The organism is Roseivivax jejudonensis, assembly GCF_900172265.1.
In the GTDB taxonomy this organism is placed as follows: domain Bacteria; phylum Pseudomonadota; class Alphaproteobacteria; order Rhodobacterales; family Rhodobacteraceae; genus Roseivivax; species Roseivivax jejudonensis.
The window spans coordinates 83,254-109,070 of sequence record NZ_FWFK01000004.1; the positions used below are offsets into that span (position 1 = coordinate 83,254).

The window sequence follows — 25,817 nt, forward strand, 5'->3', positions numbered from 1 at the left end:
CGTGCGGCGCGGCCCGTGGCACACCGCCACAATTCGATGATTTGACCAGCGGTGCGGCGCCTGCGCCGGGCCCGCGACGGCCTAGATCTCGCCGCCCGCGACCTGGATCGCCTGGCCGTTGATGGACCCCGAGGCCGGCCCGCAGAGCCACATCGCGGCTTCGGCCACTTCCTCGGGAAGTACGAGCCGGCCGTGCGGATTCACACCCTCCATCGTCTTGCGCGCCTCCGCCTCGGACAGCCCGGTGCGCTCCATGATGCGGGCGACGTTCTGCGGCACGATCTCGGTGTCGACGTAGGACGGGCAGAGTGCGTTGAAGGTGATCTGCTTGCCCAGGTAGTCGGCCGCCAGCCCGCGGATCAGGCCGACCATGCCGTGTTTCGAGGCCGTGTAGACCGGCGCGCCCTTCAGGCCGCGAAGCCCCGCAATCGAGGAGACGGCTATGACGCGGCCCCAATCGGTCTGACGCATCGATCCGAGGGATTCGCGGATCGTCAGGAACGCGCCGTCGAGGTTGATCCCCATCGTGCGCCGCCAGAAGGCGAGATCGGTTTTGTGGATGGCCGAAGGCTCCGCGATGCCGGCATTGGCCACGCAGATCTGGATCGGCCCGCGCGCGTCCACCGCCGCGGCGATGCCGTCGACGACGGAGCTTTCGTCGGCGACGTCCATCTGCAACGGGTGAATGCGCGTGTCTCGGGCGGCTTCGAGCACCTCGGCCCGGCGGCCGGTGATGGTGACCTCCGCGCCTTCGGCGGCGAGCGACCGGGCAATGGCGAGACCAATGCCCGTGCCTCCGCCGGTGATCAATGCGTGTCGGCCCTCGTGCTGCATCCGGCTCCTCCCTCTTCTGCCGGGCGGAGCCTAGCCGGACCCGGTCCCGGAACAAGGGACCGATGCGTCCGCGCCGGGCTTGACCGTGCGGCAGCGCGGCGCTTTCAGCGCGCGGCGGCGACCTTCGATCGGCGGCATCGCTCCGAACAGTAGATCACCTCTTCCCAGACGCGGGCCCATTTCTTGCGCCACGCGAAGGGCTTGCCGCAGACCGGACAGGTCTTTGTCGGCAGGTCGCCCTTGCGTCGCATGCCGCTCACGGCCTCACTCCGAGGTCTGCTCCTGCTCGGGCGTCTGGACGGTGCCGGTCGAGTTGCCGCCGGGCTCGTAGGTCTCTTCCTCGAAGCCCTCGAGCGCCTCTTCGGTCTCCTGTCCCTCGGGCACCATCTCGGTGTTGTCGCTGATGCCGACCTCGCCGGTCTCGTCCTCGCCGCTGAACAGCGACCAGAGCACGAGACAGGTCAGCAGCACCGCGCCGTAGACGAGCGAGGCGCGGATGCCGAGCAGGGCGGGACGGTGACGCTTCTCTTCCTTTTCCGTGTTCGTATCAGGGGCGGACATTCGGTTACCTTTCAGTCTTCGTTCGGGCTGCCGGACAGCTCTTGTTCAATACGTTGCGGTGCGGCAGCAGGTTGCATAACAGGATAGGACTGAGCCCGGTGCCGGCAAATCCGCCGGCACCCGCGCGCCGACGCGCCGGAACGCAAGGAGCCCCGCCCGATGAAGGATTCGAGCCCGCAGACAGTCTATCTGAGCGACTACACGCCGTTCGGCTTCGTGGTCGAGCGGGTGGAGCTGACCTTCCGTCTCGCGCCGGAGAGCACGCGCGTGACGAGCCGGATCCGCTTCGCCCCGAACCCCGAGACGACCGATCGCACGTTCTTTCTCCATGGCGAGGAACTGCGGCTCGTCTCGGCGCGGATCGACGGCGCGGAGGTCACGCCCGACGTGACCGAGCGCGGCCTCACCTGCGCGGTCCCGGACGCCGCGTTCACGTGGGAGGCCGAGGTCGAGATCGCGCCGGCGAAGAACACGGCGCTCGAAGGCCTCTACATGTCGAACGGCATGTACTGCACGCAGTGCGAGGCCGAGGGCTTTCGCAAGATCACCTACTATCCCGACCGCCCGGACGTGATGGCGTCCTTCGACGTGCGGATCGAAAGCGACCTTCCCGTGATGCTGTCGAACGGCAATCCCGGCGCCGCGGGCGACGGTTTCGCCGAATGGCACGATCCCTGGCCCAAGCCCGCATATCTCTTCGCGCTCGTCGCGGGCGAACTCGAGGCGCGATCGGACACGTTCACGACGCGCTCGGGCACCCCGGTCGATCTCAATCTCTGGGTGCGGCCCGGCGACCTGCCGAAAACCGAGTGGGGCCTCGAGGCGCTGAAGAAATCCATGCGCTGGGACGAGGAGGTCTATGGCCGCGAATACGATCTGGACGTCTTCAACATCGTCGCCGTCGACGACTTCAACATGGGCGCGATGGAGAACAAGGGATTGAACATCTTCAATTCCTCGGCCGTCCTCGCCTCTCCCGACACCTCGACCGACGCGAATTTCGAGCGCATCGAGGCGATCATCGCGCACGAGTACTTCCACAACTGGACCGGCAACCGCATCACCTGCCGCGACTGGTTCCAGCTCTGCCTGAAGGAAGGGCTCACCGTCTTCCGCGACAGCCAGTTCACCGCCGACATGCGATCCGCACCGGTCAAGCGCATCGGCGACGTGATCGACCTGCGCGCCCGCCAGTTCCCCGAGGACCAGGGCCCGCTGTCGCACCCGGTGCGGCCCGACAGCTTTCAGGAAATCAACAACTTCTACACGGCAACCGTCTACGAGAAGGGCGCCGAGGTCATCGGCATGCTCAAGCGGCTCGTCGGCGATGACGACTATGCCAAGGCGCTCGACCTCTATTTCGAACGTCACGACGGGCAGGCCTGCACGATCGAGGACTGGCTGACCGTGTTCGAAGACGCGACCGGCCGCGACCTGTCCCAGTTCAAGCGCTGGTACACGCAGTCGGGCACGCCGCGCCTGTCGGTCGAGGAACGCTACGAGGGCTCGGATTACACGCTGACCTTCCGCCAGCACACGCCCACCACCCCCGGCCAGGACGAGAAGGCGCCGCAGGTCCTGCCGATCGCGGTCGGCCTGCTGTCTCCGAACGGCGACGAGGTGGTTCCGACCACTCTTCTCGAGATGACCGAGGCCGAGCAGAGCTTCACGTTTCCCAACATGGCCTCGCGCCCGGTGCCGTCGCTCCTGCGCGGCTTCTCGGCGCCCGTCGTGCTGGAGCGCGAGGCGAGCGCCGAGCAACGCGCGTTCCTGCTCGCCCACGACACCGATCCCTTCTGCCGGTGGGAGGCCGGTCGCGGCCTCGCGCGCGCGGCGCTCATGGCCAGCGTGACAGAGGGCGCGGCGCCGGACGTCGCCTATCTCGACGGTCTGCGGCAGGTCGTGGCGGACCCCGCGCTCGACCCCGCTTTCCGTGCGCTGATGTTGCAGATGCCGACGCAGTCCGAACTCGCGCAGGCGCTGGCCGAGGCCGGAACGACCCCGGACCCCGACGCGATCTTCGCGGCGCAGGAGGCGCTGATGCGCGCGATGGCCGAGCGGTGGCAGGATCTCCTGCCCGATCTGGCCGAACAGGCGCGCGTCACCCAGCCCTACGCGCCCGATGCGGCGCAGTCCGGAAAGCGGGCGCTGGGGGCGGCGGTGCTGTCGCTGCAGACACGGCTCGACGGCGGCACCGCGGCGCGCGCCCAGTTCGACAGCGCCGACAACATGACGCTGCGCCTGTCCGCGCTTGGCTGTCTTGTGCGGGCGGACGCCGCCGACGACGCGCTGGCCGCGTTCGAGGCCGCGTGGTCCCACGACCGGCTGGTGATGGACAAGTGGTTCGGCATCCAGATCATGCTGGCCCCGCCCGCCAAGGCCGCCGACCGCGCGGCCGAGCTGACCGGGCATCCCGCCTTCGAGATGACCAATCCCAACCGCTTCCGCGCGGTGATGGGGGCGCTCGCCTCGAACCACGCGGGCTTTCACCGCGCCGACGGCGCGGGCTACGATCTGCTCGCGCACTGGCTCGGAAAACTCGACGCCAAGAACCCGCAGACCGCGGCGCGCATGGCCACGGCGTTCCAGACGTGGCGCCGCTACGATGCCGATCGCCGGGCGCGGATGCAGACGGCGCTGCGCACGCTTCGGGACCGGCCGGGCCTCAGCGGCGACATGTCCGAGATGGTCGGCCGGCTGCTCGGAGACGGATGATGCACAAAGGGCCGATGCGCGTATGCGCCGACCGAAACGGAACCGGTTTCGCGAAACACGCGTTAGACGTTATTGTGGGGTGTGCCTATCGAGGCGCACGAGGAGGAATGCCACGACTTGCCTGCCCCCGGCCCCGGGGACGCGCGTGTCATGGGACTTTTACGAAACCGTGACTTGAGTGCCGGACATGAAAGAACGCATCGACCCGCTCATCTCGGAACGCGCGCCGTGGCTGTTCTCCAACCGCCTCGGCACCGTCCGGGCGCGGCAGGCTCTCAACGCGATGCTCGGCTACGAGCGGACCATCGCGCTGGCCGAGACCTTCCGTCACGCGCCCTCGGCCGAGATCATGTCGACCATGGGCGATCTTCTGGCGCGCGATGTCCAGATCCGCGGGCTGTCGAACATTCCCCGTAACGGCCCGGCGTTGGTGGTCGCAAACCACCCGACCGGCATCGCCGACGGGATCATCCTGCATCACCTGCTGTCGCCGATGCGGCCCGATGCCTACTACTTTGCCAACCACGACATCCTGCGCGTCCTGCCCCAGATGGAGGACATGATCGCGCCGGTCGAATGGCGCCCCGAAAAGCGCAGCCACGGCAAGACGCGCGAGACCATGGCGTATACCCGTCGCGCCGTCGACCAGAACCGCCTCGGCGTGATCTTCCCGGCCGGGCGCCTCGCCAAGCGGCGCGGCCTCAGCCTGCACGAGCGGCCGTGGATGGCGTCGGCGGCGATGATCGCGCGCAAGTTCGAGCTGCCGGTGATCCCGGTCAACATCCGCGCGCGCAACTCGGTGCTGTTCTACCTGTTCGACCTCATCCACCCGAGCCTGCGCGACATCACGCTGTTCCACGAGACGCTGAACAAGGCGCGGCAGCCCTATCGCGTCACCGTGGGCGAGCCGATCTCGGCGGCAGCGCTGCCCAAGACCTCGGAAGAGGGGATCGACCTGCTGCGCCGGGCGACGCTCGCGCTCGGGGGCCGGCGCGCGCCGGCGGTATCGCTGATCGACAATTCCCGTCGCCCGTCCTGGCTCAAGGCGATGTGACCGGCGCGCCCGGCCGGCGCGCGCTTCTCTTGCATTTTCAGGATGTTACACGTGGCTCCCGGCGCGCTCAGCGCGCCGTGATGTGTCCCTGCGTGCTGATGACCGGCACCGATTGGTCCCGCGCGGCATAGATCGCGGCGGCCTCGGGCGGGCGCATCTTCGGTCGCGTGCCGGGCACGTACTGGCAGATCGCCTGGTTGCGGGTGTAGGCCATCATGTCGGCGCGTTTCCGCGACGAATGGAACGGCCCCCAGTCGGCGGCCACGCCACGCATGCCCCGCGACACGACGCCGTCGCGCGCCACCGTCCGGGCCATGATCCGCAGGCCGCAGGCAAGGTTCGCCGGACCGGACTGCAGCGCCGCGCCCGTCGTCGCGCGGCAGCCGTAGAGCCGCGCGGTCGATGGCAGGATCTGCAAGAGCCCGTGCCAGCGCCCGCCACCACCGACGACGGTCGGCCGCCACGTGCTCTCGTGCTTGGCGAGCGAGGAGACGAGCCCGACCCAGAACGCCTCGCGCAGGCGGCGGTCGTTCCGCGCGTAGGCGGGGCACCACTCGTCGATGTCATGGGGAACGATGTCGACCAGCGGGTTGGCATGCCCCCGAAGCGCCGCGACCGTCGCGCGTGTCCATTGCGTGCCGCGGGCGGTTTCGCCCCACCGCGCCTCGGGCAGACGATCGTCCCGCATCCGCGGGCGCGGCGACGACGCCACGGCCTGGGCAGAGATCTCGGGCATGGCCATCGGCCCGCGCGGCGCCACCTCGGCGCCGCCCTGCGCGCTCACCGGCGCGGCCATCGCGGCCAGAAGCCCGAGAGACACGGCCGCTCCGGTCATGCGCCGGCGCAACGCGGAGGCGACAAAAAGACGGTTCGTCATTGACACTGTCCCATGATCCTTTGGCTCGGTCATCTCCGATTCGCCGTGCAGGTGGCAAGCGCACCCCCCGGCAATGCGCGGAAGACTGCCGGTTCCGGCTGCCATCGATGCGGCCGGCGACGCCGCGAAACTGTCCCGCTTCGGCTGGGGACGTGCCGCATTTGTGCCGAGAACTCAGAGCAGTGTCCGCCGCATGATCTCGGCTCGCACCCTCTTCCGGCGGTCTCCGCCACCTGCACTGCCCGACCCCGTTCCGGAGCCGGAACCGGCGCCGCCGCCCATCGCAGACCCCGGCGTGATCGACATTCCCGTCATCATCCAGAGCGCCGAGGATCGCATCGCCGGGCAGGTCTTCGCGCAGGGCCGGCACATGGCCCGGCAGGAGGAATGGTGCGCGATCGGCACGCTCCTGCGCGGCTACGACGCCGCCCGCGCCCAGAGCCCGGCGGGCCGTCCGCTGGCCGAGATCCTCGCCTCCGGCGCGCGGTCCGACGCGGTCGAGGCCGGTATCGCGGCGGCGAATCGCGGCGACGCGGCGGCGGCGCAGTGCCCGCTCGACCAGCTCCGCGCCGAAGTCGACGCGCTGTGCTGCGATCACGGCCTCGCGCTGGTGCTGGCGCGCGCCCATGCCGAGGTCGGGCTCGCCTGGCGCGGCCCGGACCGCCACGGCGACCACACGCCCGAGGCGCGCGCGGCCTTCCACGCCCATTTCGCCGCGGCGCAACGGCTGGTCGACCGGTTCGATGCCTGCGAGGCGGACGCGCCGTCGCTCGCGGCCATGCGATGCACGCTGCTCGAGGCCGCGCCGCGCCCGGCCGCCCGCATCCTCGACGACTACGCAGACCTGATCGAGCTCGACCCCGAGATGCCGGCCTACATGCGCGCGCTCGGTCGCAACCTCCTGCCCTCGGGGTTCGGCACCTACGACATGCTCGAGGACGGCGCACGCCGGATCGGGGCCGAGACCGCGGACGTCTGGGGCGCCGGCGGCTATGCGTGGGTCTACCTCGATGCGCTGGCGCTCGACCGCGGCGCGTTCCTCACGCTCGACGACGAGCACTTCGTCGCGGGGCTGCACGACATCCTCGCAATGCGCCCGGGACAGGAGACGGCGAACCTGCTCGCGGCCTTCACCGGCTTCTCGCTCGCCCCCGCGCCCGACGCGCCCGCGGCCGAACGTCGGGTCGCCAGTGCCTTCGACTGGATCGTGCGCGATCACCTGCGCGAGGTGCACGCCACCGCATGGGCAGCGGCCCCGGCGCGGACCGGCCCGATCGCCGGGCGCGCCTGCATGTCGGGCGACGCGGCCGACCGCGGCGCCGCGCGCGCGCTGTCGAGCCTCGGTCAGCTGTTCGCCGACGACCTCGCCGCGGGGCGGCGCGTCGCGGTCGACGCCACGGGCTGGCGGACCGCCTGACGCGTCCCCTTGCCGCTCGCGGACGCCTGACTTAGAGCAGGTGCAGCCCGAGACGCGTGGAGAGTGCAGATGCTGGATCTGGCCTACGAGCCGCCGAAGCCCAAGGTCATCGCCGGGGCGACCCATGACTGGGAACTGGTCATCGGCATGGAGGTGCATGCCCAGATTTCCAGCCGCGCGAAGCTGTTTTCCGGCGCCTCGACGCAATTCGGCGCCGAGCCCAACTCCAACGTGTCCTTCGTGGACGCGGCGATGCCCGGGATGCTGCCCGTCATCAACGAGTTCTGCATCGAACAGGCGGTCCGCACCGGTCTCGGGCTGAAGGCGCATATCAACCTGCGCTCGGCCTTCGACCGCAAGAACTACTTCTACCCGGACCTGCCGCAGGGCTACCAGATCTCGCAACTCTACCATCCGCTCGTCGGCGAGGGCGAGATCCTCGTGGACATGGAGCCGGGGATCGCCCGTCGCGTGCGCATCGAGCGCATCCACGTCGAGCAGGACGCCGGCAAGTCGATCCACGACATGGACCCGGCGATGTCCTTCGTGGACCTCAACCGCACCGGCGTCGCGCTCATGGAGATCGTGTCCCGCCCGGACATCCGCGGCCCCGAGGAGGCGGCGGCCTACGTCGCCAAACTGCGCCAGATCCTGCGCTATCTTGGCACCTGCGACGGCAACATGCAGAACGGCAACCTGCGCGCCGACGTGAACGTGTCGGTCTGCCGTCCCGGCGCCTACGAGAAGTATCAGGAGACGCAGGACTTCTCGCATCTCGGGACACGCTGCGAGATCAAGAACATGAACTCGATGCGCTTCATCCAGCAGGCCATCGACCACGAGGCGCGGCGCCAGATCCAGATCCTCGAGGGTGGCGGCGCGGTCGTGCAGGAAACGCGCCTCTACGATCCCGACAAGGGCGAGACGCGGTCCATGCGCTCCAAGGAGGAGGCGCACGACTACCGCTACTTCCCCGACCCCGACCTTCTGCCGCTCGAGATCGAGCAGGCGTGGATCGATGGCATCCGCGACACCCTGCCCGAGCTTCCGGACGAGAAGAAGAGCCGCTTCGTCAAGGATTTCGGCCTGTCCGAGTACGACGCCAACGTGCTGACCGCCGAGGTCGCGAACGCCGTCTACTTCGAGGCCGTGGCGGCCGAGTGCGGCGACGGCAAGATGGCCGCCAACTGGGTCATCAACGAACTCTTCGGCCGGCTGAAGAAGGACGACCGCGACATCACCGAAAGCCCCGTCTCTCCGGCGCAGCTTGCCGGGCTGGTCAACCTCATCAAGGCCGGCGACATCTCGGGCAAGATCGCCAAGGACGTGTTCGAAACGGTCTACACCGAAGGCGGCGACCCCGCGGCCATCGTCGAGGAGAAGGGCCTGAAACAGGTCACCGACACCGGCGAGATCGAGGCCGCGGTGGACGAGGTGATCGCGGCCAACCCCGCGCAGGTCGAAAAGGCGCAAGCCAACCCCAAGCTCGCGGGATGGTTCGTCGGTCAGGTGATGAAGGCCACCGGCGGCAAGGCCAATCCGAAGGCCGTGAACGAGATCGTGAGCGCGAAGCTCGGGCTCTGAGCCCACGCCCCCCGGGACGAGGACGCGTCGATGGCCACTTGGGAATACAAGGTCGTGCCGGCCCCGGTGAAGGGGCGCAAGGCCCGCGGCGTGAAGGGCGCCGAGGCGCGCTTCGCGCTGGCCGTCGAGACGCTGATGAACGAGATGGCGGCCGAGGGCTGGGAATTCCGGCGCGCCGAGACGCTACCCTCCGAGGAGCGGCACGGCCTGACCGCCTCGGTCACCGTCTGGCGCACGATGCTCGTGTTCCGTCGCGAGGCAGCCGCGGCGCCGGCCGATGACGCGACGGCCGGGGATCTGCCGTTGCTCGCCGCGCCGGCCGACGTGACGCCCACGGACGACGCCGAGGACCGGGCCACGTCCACGGCCGACGAGACCGAACGCGACGAGCCCGAGCCCGAGCGCGACGACAGCGGGGCCGGTGACGACGACCCCACGGAACCGGCCGGCCGGTTCGAGAGCGTCCGCTCGCGCGTGGAGATCGGCCCGGGCCTGTCGCCGACGAAACCCGACGCGCCCGAGGGCTGGCGCGAGGACACCGCCGAAGGCGATGCCGACGGCGGATCGCCCCGCGCCTTCTCCGCGATCTTCGCCACGCGCCGAAAGACCCCGACGGACGAAACCTGACCGGGTGGCGTGCGCCTCGGCCCGCTTACGGCGTGCCGAGATCCATCGACAACGCGTGGATCGCGCCCATCAGTTCAGGACCGATCGCCGCATGCACCTGACGGTGCCGGGCGATGCGGCTTTGCCCCTCGAAGGCGGCCGATCGGATCACTAGATGATAGTGGCTCTCGCCGCCCTCCTGGTAACCGGCATGACCCCGGTGGGCCTCGCTGTCGTCCCGGACGACCAGCTCGGTGGGTGCCAGCGCCTGTCTCAGGCGCGTCTCGATTTCCTGTGTTCGCGACATTTTTTCCGCGTCCTACCCCTACACTCTGCCGGGGTTTTGTCTAAACTCCGGCGTCCGAGTCGAAAAGAGGTGCCCCTCATGAGCAGACCCGACCCCTTCGGTTTCGACATGTCCGTGTCTTCGGCCAAGAAGCGGAACCCGCGCGGCCGCCGCGGGATGTCGGGCGAGAGCGAGACCTCCACCCGCATCTGCGACCACGAAGGCTGCAACGAACCCGGCAAGTTCCGCGCCCCGAAGGCGCCGGACGTGCTCGATGACTTCTGGTGGTTCTGCAAGGATCACGTGCGCGAATACAACCTCAAGTGGGACTTCTTCCACGGCAAGACCGAAGCCGAGATGAACGCGCAGTCGAGCTCGGACAAGGTGTGGGACCGCCAGACCAAGGACTGGCGCGACCCCGAGGCGCGCGCCTGGGCCCGGCTCGGCATCGAGGATCCGCATCAGGTGCTCGGCGACAACGCGACGCGCAACCCGGGCAAGAAGAACGGCGGCACCGGCCGCCGCCTGCCGCCGACGGAGCGCCGCGCGATCGAGATCCTCGACGTGGGCGAAAACTCCAGCAAGGCGGACGTGCGCAAGGCGTACAAGGCGCTCATCAAGGTGCTGCACCCGGACATGAACGGCGGCGACCGCAGCCAGGAAGAACAGCTTCAGGAAGTCATGTGGGCCTGGGATCAGGTGAAGGACAGCCGCAACTTCCGGTAGCTACGGGATTCCCCTTATAGGGGACAAAATACGCTCGACACACCCCTCACAGGTTGCGTAAGCTTCCCGTGCAGTCCGAATTTATTGGTGGCCTATCCCTACCACCATCGGTCTTGCACTCACGGACTGGCGGATGTCCGGTCGTCCCCTGTCGGACATCCGCCCACCGAAGTCATGGATCGTCGACACGAAAACAGGGCGATGCCGGCCGGCACCGCCCCGTTTTTCGTCATAGCGCACCGACCTTCGGTCAGGCTTCGCGGAAGGTCAGCGAAACGCCGTTGATGCAGTGGCGCAGGCCCGTCGGCTCCGGCCCGTCCTCGAAGATGTGCCCGAGATGCGATCCGCAGCGCGAACAATGCACCTCCGTGCGCACCATGAACAGCGAGCGGTCGGGCTTCGTGCCGACCGCACTGTCCGCCACGGGCTGCGTGAAGCTGGGCCAGCCGGTGCCGGAATCGAACTTGTCCTCGGACGAATAGAGCTCCTGGTCGCAGCCGCGGCACAGATAAGTGCCTTCGGTCTTCAGGTCGTGCAGCGGCGAGGTGTAGGCACGTTCGGTGCCCTCCTCGCGCATCACGCGGAACTCGGCGTCGGTGAGCATCTCGCGCCACTCGGCCTCGGTGCGGGTGACGGGATAGCTGCCGCTGGCGGCATGGGCCGCGGTGCCCCCGGCGCCGGCAAGGCCGAACGCGGCGGCGGTTCTGGACAGGAAGTCACGTCTCATCATCTCGGGCCTCCGGATCTGTCATTCGGTCGCGAACCGCGCCGCCGCCCTGTCCGGGGAACGCGGACGGGCGACGGCCGGGTCGCCGATCTGCCGGGGATATAGGCGTCGGCGCCCCGTTTGTGGAGCCTCGCCCCCTGTCAGCCCGCCTGCCCGGCCGGCAGAAGCACGCGGTCGATCACGTGAATGACACCATTCGACTGGTCGACGTCGGCGATGGTCACGGTGGCGGTGCGCCCGTTCTCGTCGGTCAGCATGATCTCATCGCCGGACATCTCGGCCTGAAGGGTGCAGCCGCCCACGGTCGGCACCGGGTGCACGCCGCCATCGTCGGCGATCATGCCGGCGATCGCGCCGGACATCGCCTCGGTCGCGACCACGTGGCAGGTCAGGATCTGCGCCAGCTGCTCCTGGTTCTCATCCATCATCAGCGCGTTCAGGCTGTCTTCGGACAGCCGCCCGAACGCCTCGTCGGTCGGTGCGAACACGGTGAACGGCCCCGCGGAATTCAGGGTGTCGACAAGCTCCGCCTGCTGCACCGCCGCCACGAGCGTGGTGTGGATGGGCGAGTTCACGGCGTTCTCGACGATCGTGCGGTCGGCGAACATGTCGGCCCCGCCGACCTGCGGGTTGTCCTGCGCGGCGGCCGCGCCGGCCAGAAGGGTCGCACCGGCAAGGGCTGCGGTAACTGTGCGGATCGTCATGGTTTCCTCCGTTGGTTGGCGTCACGTGTCGTGCGCCCCGCCGCGAAACCGGCGGAACATCAGAACCCACGCGTCTCTCCGTGCGGAGGTTTCGGCCCGAAGGCCACGAATTCTCAATAATACGTGATCGGCGCCGTTCCGAGGATCGGGCCCGTCGGGGCGCCGGTGGTCGATCCGCCCGGCGGCTCCTGGCTCACCGCGAGCGTCGCGTCGGGCAGGAGCGATGCCACCGCCTGCGGCAAGGTGTAGCGGATGCGGTCGGTTTCCTCGGGCACGAGGCCAAGCGACACCGGCGGCCCCTCGCCCGCGATCACCCACAGCTCCAGATCGCTGTCCGCCGGGACGTTGCCGGCCTCGCGGATGACCAGCAGCTCGCCGGCCTCCTCGAACCAGCCGGCATGGATCGCCAGCGGCTGATCCTCAACGGCGATGTCGGCGACCAGCAGCGGCGTGTCGCCCTCGGGGCCGAGCGGCCCGAAGGTGAACGCCACCCACGCCAGCAGCGCCGCCGCGACGGCGCCCAGCCCGTAGGGCACGAGCGCGCGCCAGAACGGGGTGCGCGCGCTGCGCGCGTCGGGGCCGAAGGCGGCGGCCTCGATCCGGCGCTTGACCGCGGTGGCCGGCACTTCGTCCTCGACCCCGTCGGCCAGCATGGCGAGATACTCGGTCCAGGCCACGACCTCCTGCTCGAGCGCCGGCTCGGCGGCGAGGCGCGTCTCGAACGCGGTGGCCTCGGCCTCGGGCATCAGGCCGAGGACGTATTCCGCCGCCAGCGCGGAATCCTCTCCGCCACCACCGCCGCCGGCCGGCATGTCGGTGTCCCCGGGCCCGGTCATCGCGCCAGACACTCCCGCAGCTGGATCAGCGCCCGGCGAAGCCAGGTGCGCACGGTGTTGAGCTTGGTGCCCGTCGCCTCGGCCAGTTCGGCGTAGCTGTCACCGTCGAGATAGACGCGCCGGACCATCGCCGCGCGGTCGTCGGGCAGTTCGCGGATGCACTGGTGCAGCCGCTCGGCCTCGGACCGCTCCGCTGCCATCGCCTCGGGCCCCGGGCCGGCATCGGCCATGGTCTCGGCCAGGTCGAGCGCCTCCGCCGGGCGGGCGGGCCGCTTGCGGCGGCGGTCGATCGCGATGTTGCGCGTGAGCGTGATGAGCCAGGTCATCGGCGAGAACCCGTTCACCCGGTAGGCGTCCGCCCGGTTCCAGATCCGGACATAGGCCTCCTGCAGGGCCTCTTCGGCCTCGGCGCGGTCGACGAGGATGCGCAGGCAGATCCCGAAGAGCTTGGCCGAGGTCCGGTCGTAGAGCGTCGAGAACGCCTTTCGGTCGCCCATGGCGACGCGCGCCAGCAAATCCTCGACCTCTTCCTGCGGCGTCATGTTGAGCACCCTGCCCTGCCTTCCGGCCGCCCCTCCGGCACGGCTCCGTCCCGGTCCCGCCGCGACGGCGGGCCGACGCGGACCCGCGGGCCCGGTCGGTCCGGTCTATCGGGCGCGGCGGGCCCTGTCGATCCTTCCCCTTGCCCCTCTTCGCGATATGTTGCATCCCCGACGGCAATCGCCGGGCGCGGCCCGGCCGCGGAAACCGACAGGACGGGGTGGGCATGGCCGACGGCTCGATCGACATCAACGCGAAACCGACCGAGGAGATCTCGGTCCGCGAGGTCTTCGGCATCGACACCGACATGATCGTGCACGGGTTCTCGGACCGGACCGAGCGCGTTCCCGAGTTCGACAGCACCTACAAGTTCGATCCCGACACGACGCTCGCGATCCTCGCCGGCTTCGCCCACAACCGCCGGGTGATGATCCAGGGCTATCACGGGACCGGCAAGTCGACCCATATCGAACAGGTCGCGGCGCGGCTCAACTGGCCCTGCGTGCGCGTCAACCTCGACAGCCACATCAGCCGGATCGACCTGATCGGCAAGGACGCGATCAAGCTCAAGAACGGCGTGCAGGTCACCGAATTCCAGGAAGGGATCCTGCCCTGGGCGCTGCGCAACCCGACCGCGATCGTGTTCGACGAATACGATGCCGGCCGCGCCGACGTGATGTTCGTGATCCAGCGCGTGCTCGAGGTCGACGGCAAGCTGACGCTGCTCGACCAGAACGAGGTGCTGCACCCGCATCCCTATTTCCGGATCTTCGCCACCGCGAACACCGTGGGCCTCGGCGACACCACCGGGCTCTACCACGGCACGCAGCAGATCAACCAGGGCCAGATGGACCGCTGGAGCCTCGTGGCGACGCTCAACTACCTGTCGATCGACGCCGAGACGGCGATCGTGCTGTCGAAGTGCCCGCACTACAACACCGAGAAGGGCCGCCGGCAGATCCGCCAGATGGTGACCGTCGCCGACCTGACGCGGACGGCCTTCATGAACGGCGACCTGTCGACGGTGATGTCGCCGCGCACGGTGATCGCATGGGCCCAGAACGCCGAGATCTTCCGCGACCTCGGCTACGCCTTCCGGGTGTCGTTCCTCAACAAGTGCGACGAGCTGGAACGGCAGACGGTGGCGGAGTTCTACCAGCGCTGCTTCGACGAGGAACTGCCCGAAAGCGCCGCGCGCGTCGCGGTCCGGTGAGACGGCGCGCCCGCGCGGCGCTCCTCGGGCCGGTGCCGGCCCTCCTCGCGGCGACCCTCGCCAGCGCCGATCCCGCCGACACAGCGGCAGCCCGCTGCGCCGCGCTGTGGGAAGGCTATGCGCGCTACGCGGATCTGTCCGCCTATCTCGACGGCGCCGCCGCGGCGCGCGCCGATGCCCGGCGCTACCGCGACCGCGCCGTGCGCGAGACCGGCGACGCGGACGCGGTCGACGCCTACATCGCGCGCACGGCGCCGGACCGGGTGCGGATGATCGACGCCGCGATCCACGCCGGCGACCGCGCAAGCCGCGAGATCTTCGAGCGGGCGCTGCAGCGCTGTCCGTGACATCGGCGGCGCCGGCGGAGCGAGGGGGCCTCGGCCCCCTCGCGCTCCCCCGAGAGTATTTCGGCCAAGAAGATCGGCGGAGCGTCAGGTCTCGATCATCTCGCGCAGGGCGCGGATGCGGGTGCCGGGCGCGGGATGGGTGGCGAGAAAGGCCGGGGGCCGGTCGGGACGCGCGGCCTCCATCCGCTCCCACAGGCGGATCGCGGCATCGGGCGCGAAGCCCGCATCGGTCATGATGTCGAGCCCGAGGCGGTCGGCCTCCAGTTCCTGGTCGCGACCGTAGGGCAGCGCGAGCCCGTAGCGCAGGCCGAGACCGAGCGCGGCCATGATCTCCTCGTCGAACTCGATCTCGGACTGGCGCAGGACGAACGCCACGAGCCGCTGGAGCGCGCCCTGCGCGCGGGCGTTGCCCATCCGCTCGCGGGCGTGGTCGGCCTCCAGGTGGCCGATCTCGTGGCCGATGACCGCGGCCAGCTCGTCCGGGCTGCCGGCGAGATCGTAGAGCCCGCGATAGACGCCGATCCGTCCGCCCGGGAGCGCGAAGGCGTTCACCTCCGGCGCCTCGAAGGCGACCACCTGCCACGCGCCGGGATCGCCGCCCGCGGCGGTGATCAGCCGCTCCGACAGGGTCGCCACGGTGTCTCGGAAGGCGGAGTCGTCGCTTTCGGGCACCTCCGAGCGGATCTGCTGCCACGCCTCGGCGCCCATCGCCGCGGCCTCTTGCTCGGAGACGAGCACGCGGGCGCGGTCGCAGGCCGGCAGGGTGGCGAGCGGCAGCGCCGCGGCACCGGTCAGGAGCCGGCGCCGGCTGAGGGTCGGAGCGGTCGAGAAACAGGTGCAGGGCATCGCAACCTCCGGCAAGCGCGTCGGGGACAGACGCGGGTGACGCCGCGCGGGTTCCGTCAGCCCGGCGCACAGCGCGGTCAGCGCACGGGCGTCAGGATCTCGTGCTCGGTGACGACGAGATCGAGCGGCGCGTCCGTCGGCTCGACCGGGATCTCGTCCGCCTCCTGCGCGGCGAAGGCGAAGCCCACGGCGAGCACCGGGCCGCGGGCGCGCAGCCCGGCCAGCGTGCGGTCGTAGAAGCCGCCGCCATAGCCCAGCCGGTGGCCGCGGCGGTCGAAGGCAAGGAGCGGCACGATCAGGATCTCGGGCACCACGGGCTCGTGCTGCGTGGGCACCGGTGCGCCGAAGGGGCCCGGCACCAGCGCGCAGCCGGGTTGCCAGCGCGCGAAGTCGAGCGGCCGGCCGCGCCCGCGGATGACCGGCACCGCGACCGGGCCGTGGGCGCTCGCCTCGGCCATCGCCGGCAGCGGATCGATCTCGGTGCGGATCGGCATGTAGCCCGAGACCGGAACGCCGCGATAGCCGGCGAGAAGCTCGGAGAGCCGGCCGGCGGCCCCGGGCGGGCGGCTGTCGTGGGCGCGCGCGCGGCGCTCGGCGGCCGCGCGGCGGGCCGCCGCCTTGGCCTCTGCGAGATCCCCGCTCACAGCAGCACGATGACGGCGAGGCCGAGGAAGGCGAAGAAGCCCACCACGTCGGTCACCGTCGTCACGAAGGCGCCCGAGGCCAGCGCCGGATCGATCCCGAGCTTTTCCAGCACGATCGGGATGCCGATCCCGGCAAGACCGGCGACCACGAGGTTGATCACCATCGCCGCGGCGATCACGCCGCCGAGCGCGCCCGAACCGAACCAGATCAGCCCCACGATCCCCATGATCACGGCAAAGGCCAGCCCGTTGACGAGGCCGACCGCGATTTCGCGCCGGATCACCCGCAGCGCGTTGGAACCGGTGAGGTCGCGTGTCGCCAGGGCGCGCACCGCCACGGTAAGCGCCTGCGTGCCGGCATTGCCGCCCATCGAGGCGACGATCGGCATCAGCACGGCGAGCGCGGTGACCTGCGCGATGGCGCTTTCGAACTGCGCGATCACGAGAGAGGCGAGCACCGCGGTCACGAGGTTGACCGCGAGCCACGGAAACCGCTGGCGCGTCGTCTCGATTACCGTATCCGACAGCGAGCTTTCCTCGCCGACGCCGGCGAGGCGCAGGATGTCCTCCTCGTTTTCCTCGTCGAGGACGGCCATCGCGTCGTCGATGGTGATGACGCCGACGAGGCGCTCGGTCTCGTCGACCACCGGCGCGGAGATCAGGTGATACTGGTTGAACGCGTAGGCGACGTCGCCGTCGTAGCGGGTCACCGGGATGACGTGGAAGCTCTCGTCGGTGATGTCGGCCAGCTTCACGTCGCGGCGCGAGCCCATCAGCCGCCCGAGCGCCACCTTGCCCACCGGCTTCAGCCGCGGATCCACGAGGATGACGTGGTAGAATTGCCCCGGCAGGTCGGCGGCGTTGCGCATGAAGTCGATGGCCTCGCCCACGTTCCAGTGTTCGGGCGCCATCACCACCTCGCGCTGCATCAGGCGGCCGGCGGAGTATTCGGGATAGGTCAGCGACTGTTCGACCGCGATCCGGTCCGGGTCGTCGAGAACCTCGAGGATGGCGTCGCGCTGCGGCTCCTCGAGATCCTCGAGAAGGTCGACAACGTCGTCGGATTCGAGGTCGCGCACCGCGCTGGCGAGGACGCGCGGGTTGAGGATGCCGATGACCTCTTCGCGGATGCCCTCGTCGAGTTCGGTCAGGATGTCGCCGTCGAACTCCTCGCCGTAGAGCTTGATCAGCCGCATCCGGTCGAACGCGTTCATCTGCTCGAGGATGTCGGCGATGTCGGCCGGGTGCATCGGGTCGAGCAGCGCCACGAGCCTGTCGCGGTCGTTCACCTCGACGGCGTAGAGGATCGTGGTGATCGTCTTGGGGTCGAGCGCGTAGGCGTCGTCCTCCTCGCTCTCGGGTTCGGGCGCGATATCGGTCTGGTCTTCGGTCATGCGCCTGCCCCTTCCTGCCTGTTCGGACCCGAGTCTCGCGCGACCTTACGGGAGCATGCGGCCAAGCGACAGGGGCCGCCGGCGGCGGCGCAGGATGCCGTGTCCGGTGCCGATTTACCTCCGGCCCGGGCCTCGCTAGGGTCGCCGCCGGCGCGCGGGCGGGAACGGAGCACGGACAGGATGGCGGACGGAGATCTCCTCATCGGGCGCGTGCTCCGGACCGGGGGCGATCCGTTCGCCGAAGGGCTCGGCGCGCTGCGCATCGAAGGCGACGCCGGCGTCCTCGTCCGCGACGGGCACATCGCCGCGGTCGGTCCGGCGGCGGAGCTGCGCGCGGCGCATCCGCGGGCACGCCTGCACGATCACGGGCGCCACCTGATCTGCCCCGGTTTCGTCGACGCGCACGCCCACTATCCGCAGACGGCGATCATCGCGAGCTGGGGCAAGCGGCTCATCGACTGGCTGAACACATACACCTTCCCAGAGGAGCTTCGCTTCGACGATCCCGCCTACGCCCGCGCGGTGGCCGAGCGCTACCTCGACCTCACGGCGGCACACGGCACGACGAGCGTGGCGAGCTATTGCACGGTGCATCCCGAGAGCGTGGAGGCGATCTTCGCCGCCGCAGCGGCGCGCGGCCAGCGCGTGCTGGCCGGCAAGACCTGCATGGACCGCAACGCGCCCGACGGCCTGCGCGACGACGCGGTGCGCGCCTACGACGAGTCGAAGGCGCTGCTCGCGCGCTGGCACGGGCGGGGCCGCGCGCGCTATGTCATCACGCCGCGCTTTTCACCCACCTCGACGCCGGAGCAGCTCTCGGCGCTCGGCGCGCTCTGGGGGGAATATCCCGACTGCCTGATGCAGACGCATCTGAGCGAACAGACCGACGAGATCGCCTGGGTGCGCACGCTGTTTCCCGAGGCGCGAGACTACCTCGACACCTACGAGGCGCACGGGCTTCTCGGCGCGAACGGCGTCTATGGCCACGCGATCCACCTCGAGCCGCGCGAGATCGACCGCCTGCGCGAGGTGGGGGCGGCGCTGGTGCATTGCCCGACCTCGAACACGTTCATCGGATCGGGGCTCTTCGACATGCGCCTGGCGTCCACGCTGCGCATCGGGCTGGCGACCGATACCGGCGGTGGGTCGTCGTTCTCGATGCTGCGGACGATGGCCGCGGCCTACGAGATCGGCCAGTTGCGCGGCCGCCCCCTGCACGCGTCGGAACTGATGTGGCTGGCGACGGCCGGATCTGCGACGGCGCTGCGTATCGACGATCGCGTCGGGCGCATCGCGCCGGGGTTCGAGGCCGATCTCTGCGTTCTGGACCTCGCCTCCACGCCGGCGATCGCGCAGCGTGCCGGCCGCGCCGAGGACGACTGGGACGAGGTGTTCGCGACCATCATGATGGGCGACGACCGCGCGGTCCGGTCTGTCTGGATCGGCGGATCGGAACGGATCGCTGCGGCCTGAGCGCGGCGCGACTCGGCGGCCGCGGCGCTGCGGTCACGGGGCTCGGAAGACAGGTTGGGGCGGCGGCGCGGCTCAGCAGCCGCGGCGGCCCACGACCATGACCCACACGCCGCCCTGCGCCTTGACCATCGCGTAATCCCGCACGTCGCGTAGCAGCATGTTGCGCCGATGCGCCGGGGATCCGATCCAGCCGCGCACCACGTCGCCGGCGCGACCGTAGCCCTTGGCGAGGTTCTCGGCGACGCGACAGTAGTTGTAGCCGTGCCGCTTGGCGCGCGTGGAAACCTTGCTGCCGTCGGACCCGCGATGCGAGAAGAAGTTGCCGCGCACCATGTCGACCGCATGGTCCTTGGCCACCGCCTCGAGCGTCCGGTCATAGCGCAGCGCCGGAAGCCCGTTCTGCGCGCGATACTGGTTGATGATGTCCGCCGGCCCCGCCTGCACAACCGCAGGCAGAAGAAGGGCGGCCGTCAGGAGAACGGTCAGCCGCATCGTCTGTAGCACCTGTTGTAGAGCTGTCTCTGGTCTTGCCTGTATGTCCTTCGTACAGGCGAGCCGGCCATCCGGCCACCACTCGCCCACGGGTAGAGACAATGTCGGACGATTGTGGCGGAACTCTGCCGCGCCACATGCGTTCTTTCGGCAATTTTCAGACAATGCGGCACGTCTGCGGCGTCGCGCCGCATCGGCAGGTGCGTCGATCCATGTTGGGCGGCGAGGCCGGCGGGTCAGACCCCGCGCAGACGCTCCAGCGCGGCGGCGTGAAGCGTCGGGTTCGCGGCGGCGAGCGCCCGACCGCCGCGATGGGCCGGCGCGCCGTCCCAGTCGGTGACGACGCCGCCCGCGGCCTCGATCACCCCGATCGGTGCCTGGATATCGTAGGGGTTGAGGCCGGCCTCGATCACGAGGTCGATCTGCCCGAGCGCCAAGAGCGCGTAGGCATAGCAGTCGAGCCCGTAGCGCACGAGGCGCACGCCGCCCGCGACACGCTCGAACGCCGCGCGTTCGTCGGCGCTGCCGACTTCGGGAAAGGTGGTCATCAGCGTCGCCTCGGACAGTGACCCGGTCGCCCGCGTGCCAAGGGCGCCGGCGTCGCGCGGGCCGCGCCACCGGGCGCTGCCGAAGCCGCCCCAGAACCGTTCGCCGACATAGGGCTGGTCGATCAGGCCGAAGCGCACGCCCGCCGCGTCCGACAGCGCCACCAGCACACCCCAGGTCGGCGTGCCCGACACGAAGCCGCGGGTGCCGTCGATCGGGTCGATGACCCAGGTCAGGCCCGACGTGCCGGGCGTCGCCGCCTCTTCCTCGCCGAGGATCGCGTCATCGGGCCGGCGTTCGGCCAGAACCTGCCGCATCGCCGCCTCGGCGGCCCGGTCGGCCGCCGTCACCGGATCGAACCCGGTGCCGTCCTTGTTCTCGACGTCGAGCGCGCGCTGCCGAAAGTGCGGCAGGATCGCCGCGCCGGCCGCGTCGGCCATGGCGTGCGCTGTATCGACGATATGGGAAATGTCGCGCGCCGCGACGGCACCGCCTGTCATGATCGGATCTCACGCTCCCGTCCGGAGGCCCTGCTCGGGCTAGCCCGGACGGAAGGGTGGTGCAAGGGGCGGCGTCAGCCGTCCCGCTTTCAGGCGACGTCCGACAGCACCCGGGCCAGTTCGAACAGGCGACGGCGCTGGTGCTCGGGGATCGCGTAGTAGGAGCGCACGAGATCGAGCGCCTCCTTGTCGCCGAGGATGTCGCCGGGCACCGCCTCGGGGGCGGAGTCGTGCCCGGTCTCGAGCCCCTCGAAGAAGAAACCGACCGCCACTTCGAGCGCGTCCGCGATATCCCAAAGCCGGGATGCGCTGACGCGGTTGGCGCCGGTCTCGTATTTCTGGATCTGCTGGAACTTGATGCCGACCTTTTCGGCCAGCTGCTGCTGGGTCATTCCGACGAGCCACCGGCGATGCCTGATCCGCTTGCCGACATGCACGTCCACGGGATGCGTCATTCTTGTCTTCCTTGTCTTCGTCTCGCCCACGCGCAGACGGGCCCGGACGAATCCGGGCTTGTCCTTGCGCACTGTCTGTGTTCACCGAGCACCCCTTCGGCGTGCCGCGTATGTACCCCGAAACAACGCGACCGGGCAAGCCAAACCATCGCAATGGTTGAACAACTGAAACGCGTTCTTGGCAACAATCGGTTGCGCACGCCCCGGAGACGAGGCTAGACGCGCCGGCGGATTTACGCTCCAAAGGTCGCGAATTTCCCACTATACTTGACAAATTCCGGAGGCCGCCAAATGCCCGAGACCACAATTCGCGCTTTGCGTGTCACCGGCGACAGCGGTCGCCCGGAGCGCGATGACGTTGCGTTAACTTCGCCCGGAGAGGGCGAGATCCGCGTCCGGATCGAGGCCTGCGGCCTGAATTTCGCCGACCTGCTGATGCTGAAAGGCACCTATCAGGACATGCCCGACCTGCCCTTCACCCTCGGGATGGAGGTGGCGGGCACCGTCGAGTCGGCCGGCCCGGGCGCCGAGCGTTTCGCGCCCGGCACCCGCGTCGCGGTCTTTGGCGGACATGGCGGCCTCGCCGAGGCCGGCATCTTCGACGCCGCGCGTGCGGTCGTTCTGCCCGACGGCATGGACGCGGTCGATGCCGCGGCGTTCCAGATCGCCTACGGCACCAGCCATCTCGCGCTCGACCATCGCGCAGGGCTCCGGCCGGGCGAGACGCTGCTCGTCCTCGGCGCGGCCGGCGGCGTCGGGCTGACTGCGGTGGAGATCGGCAAGCGCATGGGCGCGCGGGTGATCGCCTGCGCCCGCGGCGCCGACAAGCTCGAGGTCGCGCGCGCCGCCGGGGCCGACCACCTGATCGACGCCGAGACTCAGGACATACGGGAGGAAGCGCGCGCGCTCGGCGGCGCCGACGTCGTCTACGATCCGGTCGGCGGCGACCAGTTCACCGCCGCGCTCCGCGCCTGCCGGCCCGAGGCACGGATCCTCGCCATCGGCTTCGCTTCGGGCGAGGTGCCGCAGATCAAGGCGAACCACCTGCTGGTCAAGAACGTCTCGGTGCTCGGGCTCTACTGGGGCGGCTACCTCGCCTTCGCGCCCGAGGTGCTGACCCGCAGCCTCGATACCCTGCTCGGGTGGTACGTCGCCGGCGAGATCCGCCCCCACGTGAGCCATGTCCTGCCGTTCGACCGCGCCGAGGAGGGACTCGAACTCCTGCGCACCCGCCAGGCGACCGGCAAGGTGGTGATCCGGATCCCGGGCTGAGGGGCGCACCCGGCCCGCACATCCCGGGCGCGCGGGGGGACGGGGCGCGCCGGCGAGGGGCGCTGCCCCTCGCGCTCCCCGGAGTATTTCGGCCAAGAAGAAGCCGGGGACGGGGGACCGCCGGCGGCTCAGGCGGCGGTAGGGTTGGCGGCGGCGGGGGCGGCGTGGCCCATGCCGGCAAAGCCGCGGCGGATCATCGCGGCGAGGTCGTCGAGCGGCGCGGTGCGGGTCGGGCCGGCATGCAGGTTGATCTTGATCGTGCCGAGATCGGGCAGCGCGTCGCCGGTGTCGATCGGTGCGAGTTGCGGCGAGGCGTGGCCCTCGAGCAGCGCGACCACGCCGAGATCGGCCGCCGCGGTCGCATGGCTCGCGCGGTCGCTGTCGGTCTCGATCACCTGCGCCCAGGGGATGCCGGCGGCGTCGAGCCGCCGGATCACCGCCGGGCGGAAGGCGCAGTTGCGGGTCTGGGCGAAGGGCAGCGGACGCGCCCGCCACGCCGTCCCGCCCGGCGCGCCGTGCCAGCGCAGCGGCGCCTCGAGCAGGGTCTCGCCGGCCCGGCCCTCTTCGGTGGTGAGGATCATGTCGATCTCGGAGCGCGCGAGCTTTTCGAGGAGTTCGAAGGTCGGCGCGGTCAGGAGCTGCACCCACATCCGCGGATAGGCGGCGTGGAAGGTGTGCAGGACCCGCGGCACCACCGGGTAGAGGACGTCCTCGGGCGTGCCGAGCAGGATCTCGCCCTCGAAGGCGTCGTCGGTCAGCCGCGCATAGGCCTCGTCGTTGAGCGCGATCATCCGCTTGGCGTAGCTCAGAAGCTGTTCGCCCGCGGGCGTCAGCGCCACGCCGCGGCCCGACCGGTCGATCAGCGCGAGCCCGACGAGATCCTCGAGGCGCTTGAGCTGCATCGAGACCGCCGACTGGGTGAGGTTCAGCATCCGCGCGGCGCGGGTCACGCCGCCGGTTTCGGCCACTGCGGCGAAGGATCGCAGCTGGGTGATGTCGAGGTTGCGCATGTATCACGTTTCCTGATGACGACGCTCACTTACATTCGTTTCACAAATAGCTCGATCCGACGATATCCATCAAGGTGAAAGATGGAACGACGGCAGGACATCACCGAATGGAAAGGATCGTGCTCATGCAAACCGCATCTTCCCGTGCTTCCGGCGCCCGTGGGCGCCTCCGCCTCGGCCGTATGCTGGGCCTTGCCGCCGCCTTGCAGCGCGAGCGCCGGCAGCTCGCCGGGCTCGACGCCGAGCGGCTGCGCGACATCGGCATCAGCGCCGACGCCGCGCGCACCGAGGCCGCCCGGCCGGTCTGGGATGCCCCCGAACGCTGGCGCCGGTGAGGCAACAGCGCGTTTCGGAGCCGTGCGCGCGCGCAAGAATCTTGAAAAGCGCGCGCGCCCTGCCGATATTCGAACCATACTAACGGGTGCGCGTCCGCGCGCCCGCGGGAGGTTCAGAACGGAGGCATGAATGGCTGAGTACAACACGGCACGCGCCGGAACGCGGGCCGGAGTCGGATCCGCGCAGATCGACGAGGGCCTGCGCGCCCACATGAACAAGGTCTACGGCACGATGTCGATCGGGACGTTCATCACGTTCCTGGCGGCATGGGCCATCTCGGGGCTGGCGACCACGACGGATCCGTCCGCCGCGGCCGCGCAGATCGGCGCCGACACCTACCTGACCGGGCTCGGGCAGGCGATCTACGCCTCGCCGCTGCGCTGGGTCATCATGTTCGCGCCGCTGATCTTCGTCTTCGGCTTCTCGGCCGGCATCAACCGCATGTCCGCGGCCACCGCGCAGACCGTGTTCTACGCGTTCGCGGCGGTGATGGGTCTGTCGATCAGCTCGATCTTCCTCGTCTTCACCGGCTACTCGATCGTCCAGGTCTTCCTCGTGACCTCGATCGCCTTCGCCGGCCTGTCCCTCTGGGGCTACACGACGAAGAAGGACATCTCGGGCTGGGGCTCGTTCCTGATCATGGGCGTGATCGGCCTGATCGTGGCGTCGATCATCAACATCTTCCTCGCCTCGCCGGCGATCGCCTTCGCGGTGTCGATCCTCGGCGTGCTGATCTTCGCGGGCCTGACGGCCTACGACACGCAGCAGATCAAGAACGAGTATCTCGAGCACGCCCGCCATGGCGACAGCGAATGGCTCGGCAAGTCGGCGATCATGGGCGCGCTGCGCCTCTACCTCGACTTCATCAACATGTTCATGTTCCTTCTCCAGCTGCTCGGCAACCGCGAGTAAGCCCGGAGACAGGCGCACGACGCCGGGGCCGGTCCCAAGGGACCGGCCCTTTTTCGTGCTTGGCAGTGCGGATCCCCCGGCGACCGTCAGATCGGGCGGCGCATCAGGATCGACGCGAACGCGATGCCGCGCGGCAGCTCGACGCTGAGCGGTCCGACCTCCTCGAATCCCAGGGCGCGGTAGAACGGCGCGGCGGTCAGCGTCGACTGGCAGCGCAGTTCGGCCATGCCCGCACGGCGCGCGTCGGTCATCACGTGGGCGAGGAGCCTGCGGCCGATGCCGCGGCGCAGGTGGCGGTGGTCGGTGACGACGTGGCGTACGTGGCCGACGCCGAGGCGGCTGGCCCGGCCGGACTCGCGAAGCGCCGGCGTCCAGCCCCCCGCCCCGACCACCCGGCCCTCGCGTTCGGCCAGGAAATAGGTGCCGGACCGCAAGAGCGCCGGCTGCGCGCGCGCGAGGATCGGGATCGTCGTGACGCAGACCGAGGGCGGATACTGCGCCCGCAGAAGGCGCGGATAGGAGCGCTGGAACAGGCGATCCACCACGTCGAGATCGTCGGGCGTCGCGGCCCGGATGCTGAGCGCCTCGATCGTTGCCATGCGCAGCCCTCCCGAGGCGATGATAGCGCAACCCGGCGGCGGGGCGACGAAAAAGGCGCGCGCAACGAAAAACGCCGCCCTGCCGGTTTCCCGGCAGAGCGGCGCCCTGTCCCCCGATGTCTCGAGGCCGAAGGCTTACTTGATCTTGCCTTCCTTGTATTCGACGTGCTTGCGCGCGACCGGGTCGAACTTCCGGATCGTCATCTTCTCGGTCATGGTGCGCGCGTTCTTCTTGGTCACGTAGAAGTGGCCGGTGCCTGCGGTGGAGTTCAGGCGGATCTTGATCGTGGTGGGCTTCGCCATCGGTCTCG

At 69.7% G+C, this 25,817-nt stretch carries 30 protein-coding genes; 12 read left to right on the forward strand and 18 right to left on the reverse strand.

Going from position 1 to position 25,817, the window contains the following annotated elements:
* Positions 1 to 81: 81 nt before the first annotated feature.
* The 3 genes from ROJ8625_RS11210 to ROJ8625_RS11220 all read right to left on the reverse strand — a co-directional run bounded on the left by ROJ8625_RS11210 (position 82) and on the right by ROJ8625_RS11220 (position 1,395).
* Complete coding sequence (locus tag ROJ8625_RS11210; protein ID WP_085791989.1) at positions 82 to 834, reverse strand: SDR family NAD(P)-dependent oxidoreductase; 753 nt, start codon at positions 832 to 834, stop codon at positions 82 to 84.
* Positions 835 to 938: 104 nt separating this feature from the next.
* Positions 939 to 1,085, reverse strand: coding sequence for a DUF2256 domain-containing protein (locus ROJ8625_RS11215; protein WP_085791990.1), 147 nt, complete (start codon positions 1,083 to 1,085; stop codon positions 939 to 941).
* A 13-nt stretch (positions 1,086 to 1,098) separates the two neighbouring features.
* Positions 1,099 to 1,395 (reverse strand): hypothetical protein, encoded by a 297-nt coding sequence (locus ROJ8625_RS11220; protein ID WP_085791991.1) that lies wholly within the window; start codon positions 1,393 to 1,395, stop codon positions 1,099 to 1,101.
* A 159-nt stretch (positions 1,396 to 1,554) separates the two neighbouring features.
* On the opposite strand from ROJ8625_RS11220, the gene pepN reads away from it, so the two are divergent.
* Together pepN and ROJ8625_RS11230 are read left to right on the forward strand one after the other, a co-directional pair.
* Positions 1,555 to 4,110 (forward strand): aminopeptidase N, encoded by a 2,556-nt coding sequence (gene pepN, locus ROJ8625_RS11225; RefSeq protein WP_085791992.1) that lies wholly within the window; start codon positions 1,555 to 1,557, stop codon positions 4,108 to 4,110.
* A 187-nt stretch (positions 4,111 to 4,297) separates the two neighbouring features.
* Positions 4,298 to 5,164 carry a 1-acyl-sn-glycerol-3-phosphate acyltransferase gene (locus ROJ8625_RS11230; protein ID WP_085791993.1) on the forward strand — a complete coding sequence of 289 codons (867 nt, stop codon included), beginning with the start codon at positions 4,298 to 4,300 and terminating at the stop codon, positions 5,162 to 5,164.
* A 67-nt stretch (positions 5,165 to 5,231) separates the two neighbouring features.
* On the opposite strand, the gene ROJ8625_RS11235 is transcribed toward ROJ8625_RS11230, so the two are convergent.
* On the reverse strand, positions 5,232 to 6,041 hold the full coding sequence (locus ROJ8625_RS11235) for a transglycosylase SLT domain-containing protein (RefSeq protein WP_234984247.1): 810 nt from the start codon (positions 6,039 to 6,041) through the stop codon (positions 5,232 to 5,234).
* Positions 6,042 to 6,336: 295 nt separating this feature from the next.
* Between ROJ8625_RS11235 and ROJ8625_RS11240 the strand changes: the two genes are divergently transcribed.
* The 3 genes from ROJ8625_RS11240 to ROJ8625_RS21195 all read left to right on the forward strand — a co-directional run bounded on the left by ROJ8625_RS11240 (position 6,337) and on the right by ROJ8625_RS21195 (position 9,669).
* A complete protein-coding gene (locus ROJ8625_RS11240; RefSeq protein WP_085791994.1) occupies positions 6,337 to 7,458 on the forward strand; it encodes a hypothetical protein in 1,122 nt (373 codons plus the stop codon).
* A 69-nt stretch (positions 7,459 to 7,527) separates the two neighbouring features.
* On the forward strand, positions 7,528 to 9,042 hold the full coding sequence (gene gatB, locus ROJ8625_RS11245; RefSeq protein WP_085791995.1) for an Asp-tRNA(Asn)/Glu-tRNA(Gln) amidotransferase subunit GatB: 1,515 nt from the start codon (positions 7,528 to 7,530) through the stop codon (positions 9,040 to 9,042).
* 30 nt (positions 9,043 to 9,072) lie between these two features.
* Positions 9,073 to 9,669 carry a DUF4177 domain-containing protein gene (locus ROJ8625_RS21195; protein WP_200813311.1) on the forward strand — a complete coding sequence of 199 codons (597 nt, stop codon included), beginning with the start codon at positions 9,073 to 9,075 and terminating at the stop codon, positions 9,667 to 9,669.
* A gap of 25 nt (positions 9,670 to 9,694) precedes the next feature.
* Here the strand turns inward: ROJ8625_RS21195 and ROJ8625_RS11255 are convergent, their stop codons facing one another.
* Entirely contained in the window at positions 9,695 to 9,955 is a 261-nt protein-coding gene (locus ROJ8625_RS11255) for a BolA family protein (RefSeq protein ID WP_085791996.1), read from the reverse strand.
* A gap of 78 nt (positions 9,956 to 10,033) precedes the next feature.
* On the opposite strand from ROJ8625_RS11255, the gene ROJ8625_RS11260 reads away from it, so the two are divergent.
* The gene (locus tag ROJ8625_RS11260) at positions 10,034 to 10,660 is read left to right on the forward strand and encodes a DnaJ domain-containing protein (protein WP_085791997.1); all 627 of its coding nucleotides are present in this window, start codon (positions 10,034 to 10,036) and stop codon (positions 10,658 to 10,660) included.
* Between the two features lie 250 nt (positions 10,661 to 10,910).
* Here ROJ8625_RS11260 and msrB read toward each other — a convergent pair whose 3' ends face one another.
* From msrB to ROJ8625_RS11280, 4 genes are all read right to left on the reverse strand, one after another.
* Entirely contained in the window at positions 10,911 to 11,390 is a 480-nt protein-coding gene (gene msrB, locus ROJ8625_RS11265; RefSeq protein ID WP_085791998.1) for a peptide-methionine (R)-S-oxide reductase MsrB, read from the reverse strand.
* Positions 11,391 to 11,527: 137 nt separating this feature from the next.
* Positions 11,528 to 12,091 carry a fasciclin domain-containing protein gene (locus ROJ8625_RS11270; protein ID WP_085791999.1) on the reverse strand — a complete coding sequence of 188 codons (564 nt, stop codon included), beginning with the start codon at positions 12,089 to 12,091 and terminating at the stop codon, positions 11,528 to 11,530.
* 113 nt (positions 12,092 to 12,204) lie between these two features.
* Positions 12,205 to 12,927, reverse strand: coding sequence for an anti-sigma factor (locus ROJ8625_RS11275; protein ID WP_085792000.1), 723 nt, complete (start codon positions 12,925 to 12,927; stop codon positions 12,205 to 12,207).
* Entirely contained in the window at positions 12,924 to 13,469 is a 546-nt protein-coding gene (locus tag ROJ8625_RS11280; protein WP_085792424.1) for a sigma-70 family RNA polymerase sigma factor, read from the reverse strand. Before ROJ8625_RS11280 ends, ROJ8625_RS11275 begins: the two co-directional genes overlap by 4 nt.
* A 224-nt stretch (positions 13,470 to 13,693) precedes the next feature.
* Between ROJ8625_RS11280 and cobS the strand changes: the two genes are divergently transcribed.
* Both cobS and ROJ8625_RS11290 read left to right on the forward strand, forming a co-directional pair.
* Positions 13,694 to 14,680: a cobaltochelatase subunit CobS gene (cobS, locus tag ROJ8625_RS11285; RefSeq protein WP_085792001.1), complete on the forward strand. Its 987-nt coding sequence runs from the start codon at positions 13,694 to 13,696 to the stop codon at positions 14,678 to 14,680.
* A complete protein-coding gene (locus tag ROJ8625_RS11290; protein WP_085792002.1) occupies positions 14,677 to 15,027 on the forward strand; it encodes a hypothetical protein in 351 nt (116 codons plus the stop codon). The genes cobS and ROJ8625_RS11290 overlap by 4 nt, the downstream gene beginning before the upstream one ends.
* An 84-nt stretch (positions 15,028 to 15,111) precedes the next feature.
* On the opposite strand, the gene ROJ8625_RS11295 is transcribed toward ROJ8625_RS11290, so the two are convergent.
* The 3 genes from ROJ8625_RS11295 to mgtE all read right to left on the reverse strand — a co-directional run bounded on the left by ROJ8625_RS11295 (position 15,112) and on the right by mgtE (position 17,911).
* Positions 15,112 to 15,873 carry a M48 family metallopeptidase gene (locus tag ROJ8625_RS11295; protein WP_085792003.1) on the reverse strand — a complete coding sequence of 254 codons (762 nt, stop codon included), beginning with the start codon at positions 15,871 to 15,873 and terminating at the stop codon, positions 15,112 to 15,114.
* 77 nt (positions 15,874 to 15,950) lie between these two features.
* Positions 15,951 to 16,517: a 5-formyltetrahydrofolate cyclo-ligase gene (locus tag ROJ8625_RS11300; protein WP_085792004.1), complete on the reverse strand. Its 567-nt coding sequence runs from the start codon at positions 16,515 to 16,517 to the stop codon at positions 15,951 to 15,953.
* Entirely contained in the window at positions 16,514 to 17,911 is a 1,398-nt protein-coding gene (gene mgtE, locus ROJ8625_RS11305) for a magnesium transporter (protein ID WP_085792005.1), read from the reverse strand. Before mgtE ends, ROJ8625_RS11300 begins: the two co-directional genes overlap by 4 nt.
* Before the next feature lie 180 nt (positions 17,912 to 18,091).
* Between mgtE and guaD the strand changes: the two genes are divergently transcribed.
* Entirely contained in the window at positions 18,092 to 19,384 is a 1,293-nt protein-coding gene (gene guaD / locus ROJ8625_RS11310) for a guanine deaminase (protein WP_085792006.1), read from the forward strand.
* A 72-nt stretch (positions 19,385 to 19,456) separates the two neighbouring features.
* On the opposite strand, the gene ROJ8625_RS11315 is transcribed toward guaD, so the two are convergent.
* The 3 genes from ROJ8625_RS11315 to ROJ8625_RS11325 form a co-directional block, all read right to left on the reverse strand.
* Positions 19,457 to 19,876: a CAP domain-containing protein gene (locus ROJ8625_RS11315; protein ID WP_143535103.1), complete on the reverse strand. Its 420-nt coding sequence runs from the start codon at positions 19,874 to 19,876 to the stop codon at positions 19,457 to 19,459.
* A gap of 236 nt (positions 19,877 to 20,112) precedes the next feature.
* Positions 20,113 to 20,922 (reverse strand): histidinol-phosphatase, encoded by an 810-nt coding sequence (hisN, locus tag ROJ8625_RS11320; protein ID WP_085792007.1) that lies wholly within the window; start codon positions 20,920 to 20,922, stop codon positions 20,113 to 20,115.
* Positions 20,923 to 21,011: 89 nt separating this feature from the next.
* Positions 21,012 to 21,377: a helix-turn-helix domain-containing protein gene (locus ROJ8625_RS11325; protein ID WP_085792008.1), complete on the reverse strand. Its 366-nt coding sequence runs from the start codon at positions 21,375 to 21,377 to the stop codon at positions 21,012 to 21,014.
* A 291-nt stretch (positions 21,378 to 21,668) separates the two neighbouring features.
* Between ROJ8625_RS11325 and ROJ8625_RS11330 the strand changes: the two genes are divergently transcribed.
* Positions 21,669 to 22,649 carry an NADPH:quinone oxidoreductase family protein gene (locus ROJ8625_RS11330; protein WP_085792009.1) on the forward strand — a complete coding sequence of 327 codons (981 nt, stop codon included), beginning with the start codon at positions 21,669 to 21,671 and terminating at the stop codon, positions 22,647 to 22,649.
* Between the two features lie 128 nt (positions 22,650 to 22,777).
* On the opposite strand, the gene ROJ8625_RS11335 is transcribed toward ROJ8625_RS11330, so the two are convergent.
* Entirely contained in the window at positions 22,778 to 23,659 is an 882-nt protein-coding gene (locus ROJ8625_RS11335; RefSeq protein WP_085792010.1) for a LysR family transcriptional regulator, read from the reverse strand.
* 107 nt (positions 23,660 to 23,766) lie between these two features.
* Between ROJ8625_RS11335 and ROJ8625_RS11340 the strand changes: the two genes are divergently transcribed.
* On the forward strand, positions 23,767 to 23,994 hold the full coding sequence (locus tag ROJ8625_RS11340) for a YjiS-like domain-containing protein (protein ID WP_234984248.1): 228 nt from the start codon (positions 23,767 to 23,769) through the stop codon (positions 23,992 to 23,994).
* 130 nt (positions 23,995 to 24,124) lie between these two features.
* Positions 24,125 to 24,907, forward strand: a complete 783-nt coding sequence (locus ROJ8625_RS11345; protein WP_085792011.1) for a Bax inhibitor-1/YccA family protein — start codon at positions 24,125 to 24,127, stop codon at positions 24,905 to 24,907.
* 86 nt (positions 24,908 to 24,993) lie between these two features.
* Here the strand turns inward: ROJ8625_RS11345 and ROJ8625_RS11350 are convergent, their stop codons facing one another.
* Together ROJ8625_RS11350 and rpmG are read right to left on the reverse strand one after the other, a co-directional pair.
* The gene (locus tag ROJ8625_RS11350; protein ID WP_085792012.1) at positions 24,994 to 25,506 is read right to left on the reverse strand and encodes a GNAT family N-acetyltransferase; all 513 of its coding nucleotides are present in this window, start codon (positions 25,504 to 25,506) and stop codon (positions 24,994 to 24,996) included.
* A 135-nt stretch (positions 25,507 to 25,641) separates the two neighbouring features.
* The gene (rpmG, locus tag ROJ8625_RS11355; RefSeq protein WP_005856346.1) at positions 25,642 to 25,809 is read right to left on the reverse strand and encodes a 50S ribosomal protein L33; all 168 of its coding nucleotides are present in this window, start codon (positions 25,807 to 25,809) and stop codon (positions 25,642 to 25,644) included.
* Between the last annotated feature and the right edge of the window lie 8 nt (positions 25,810 to 25,817).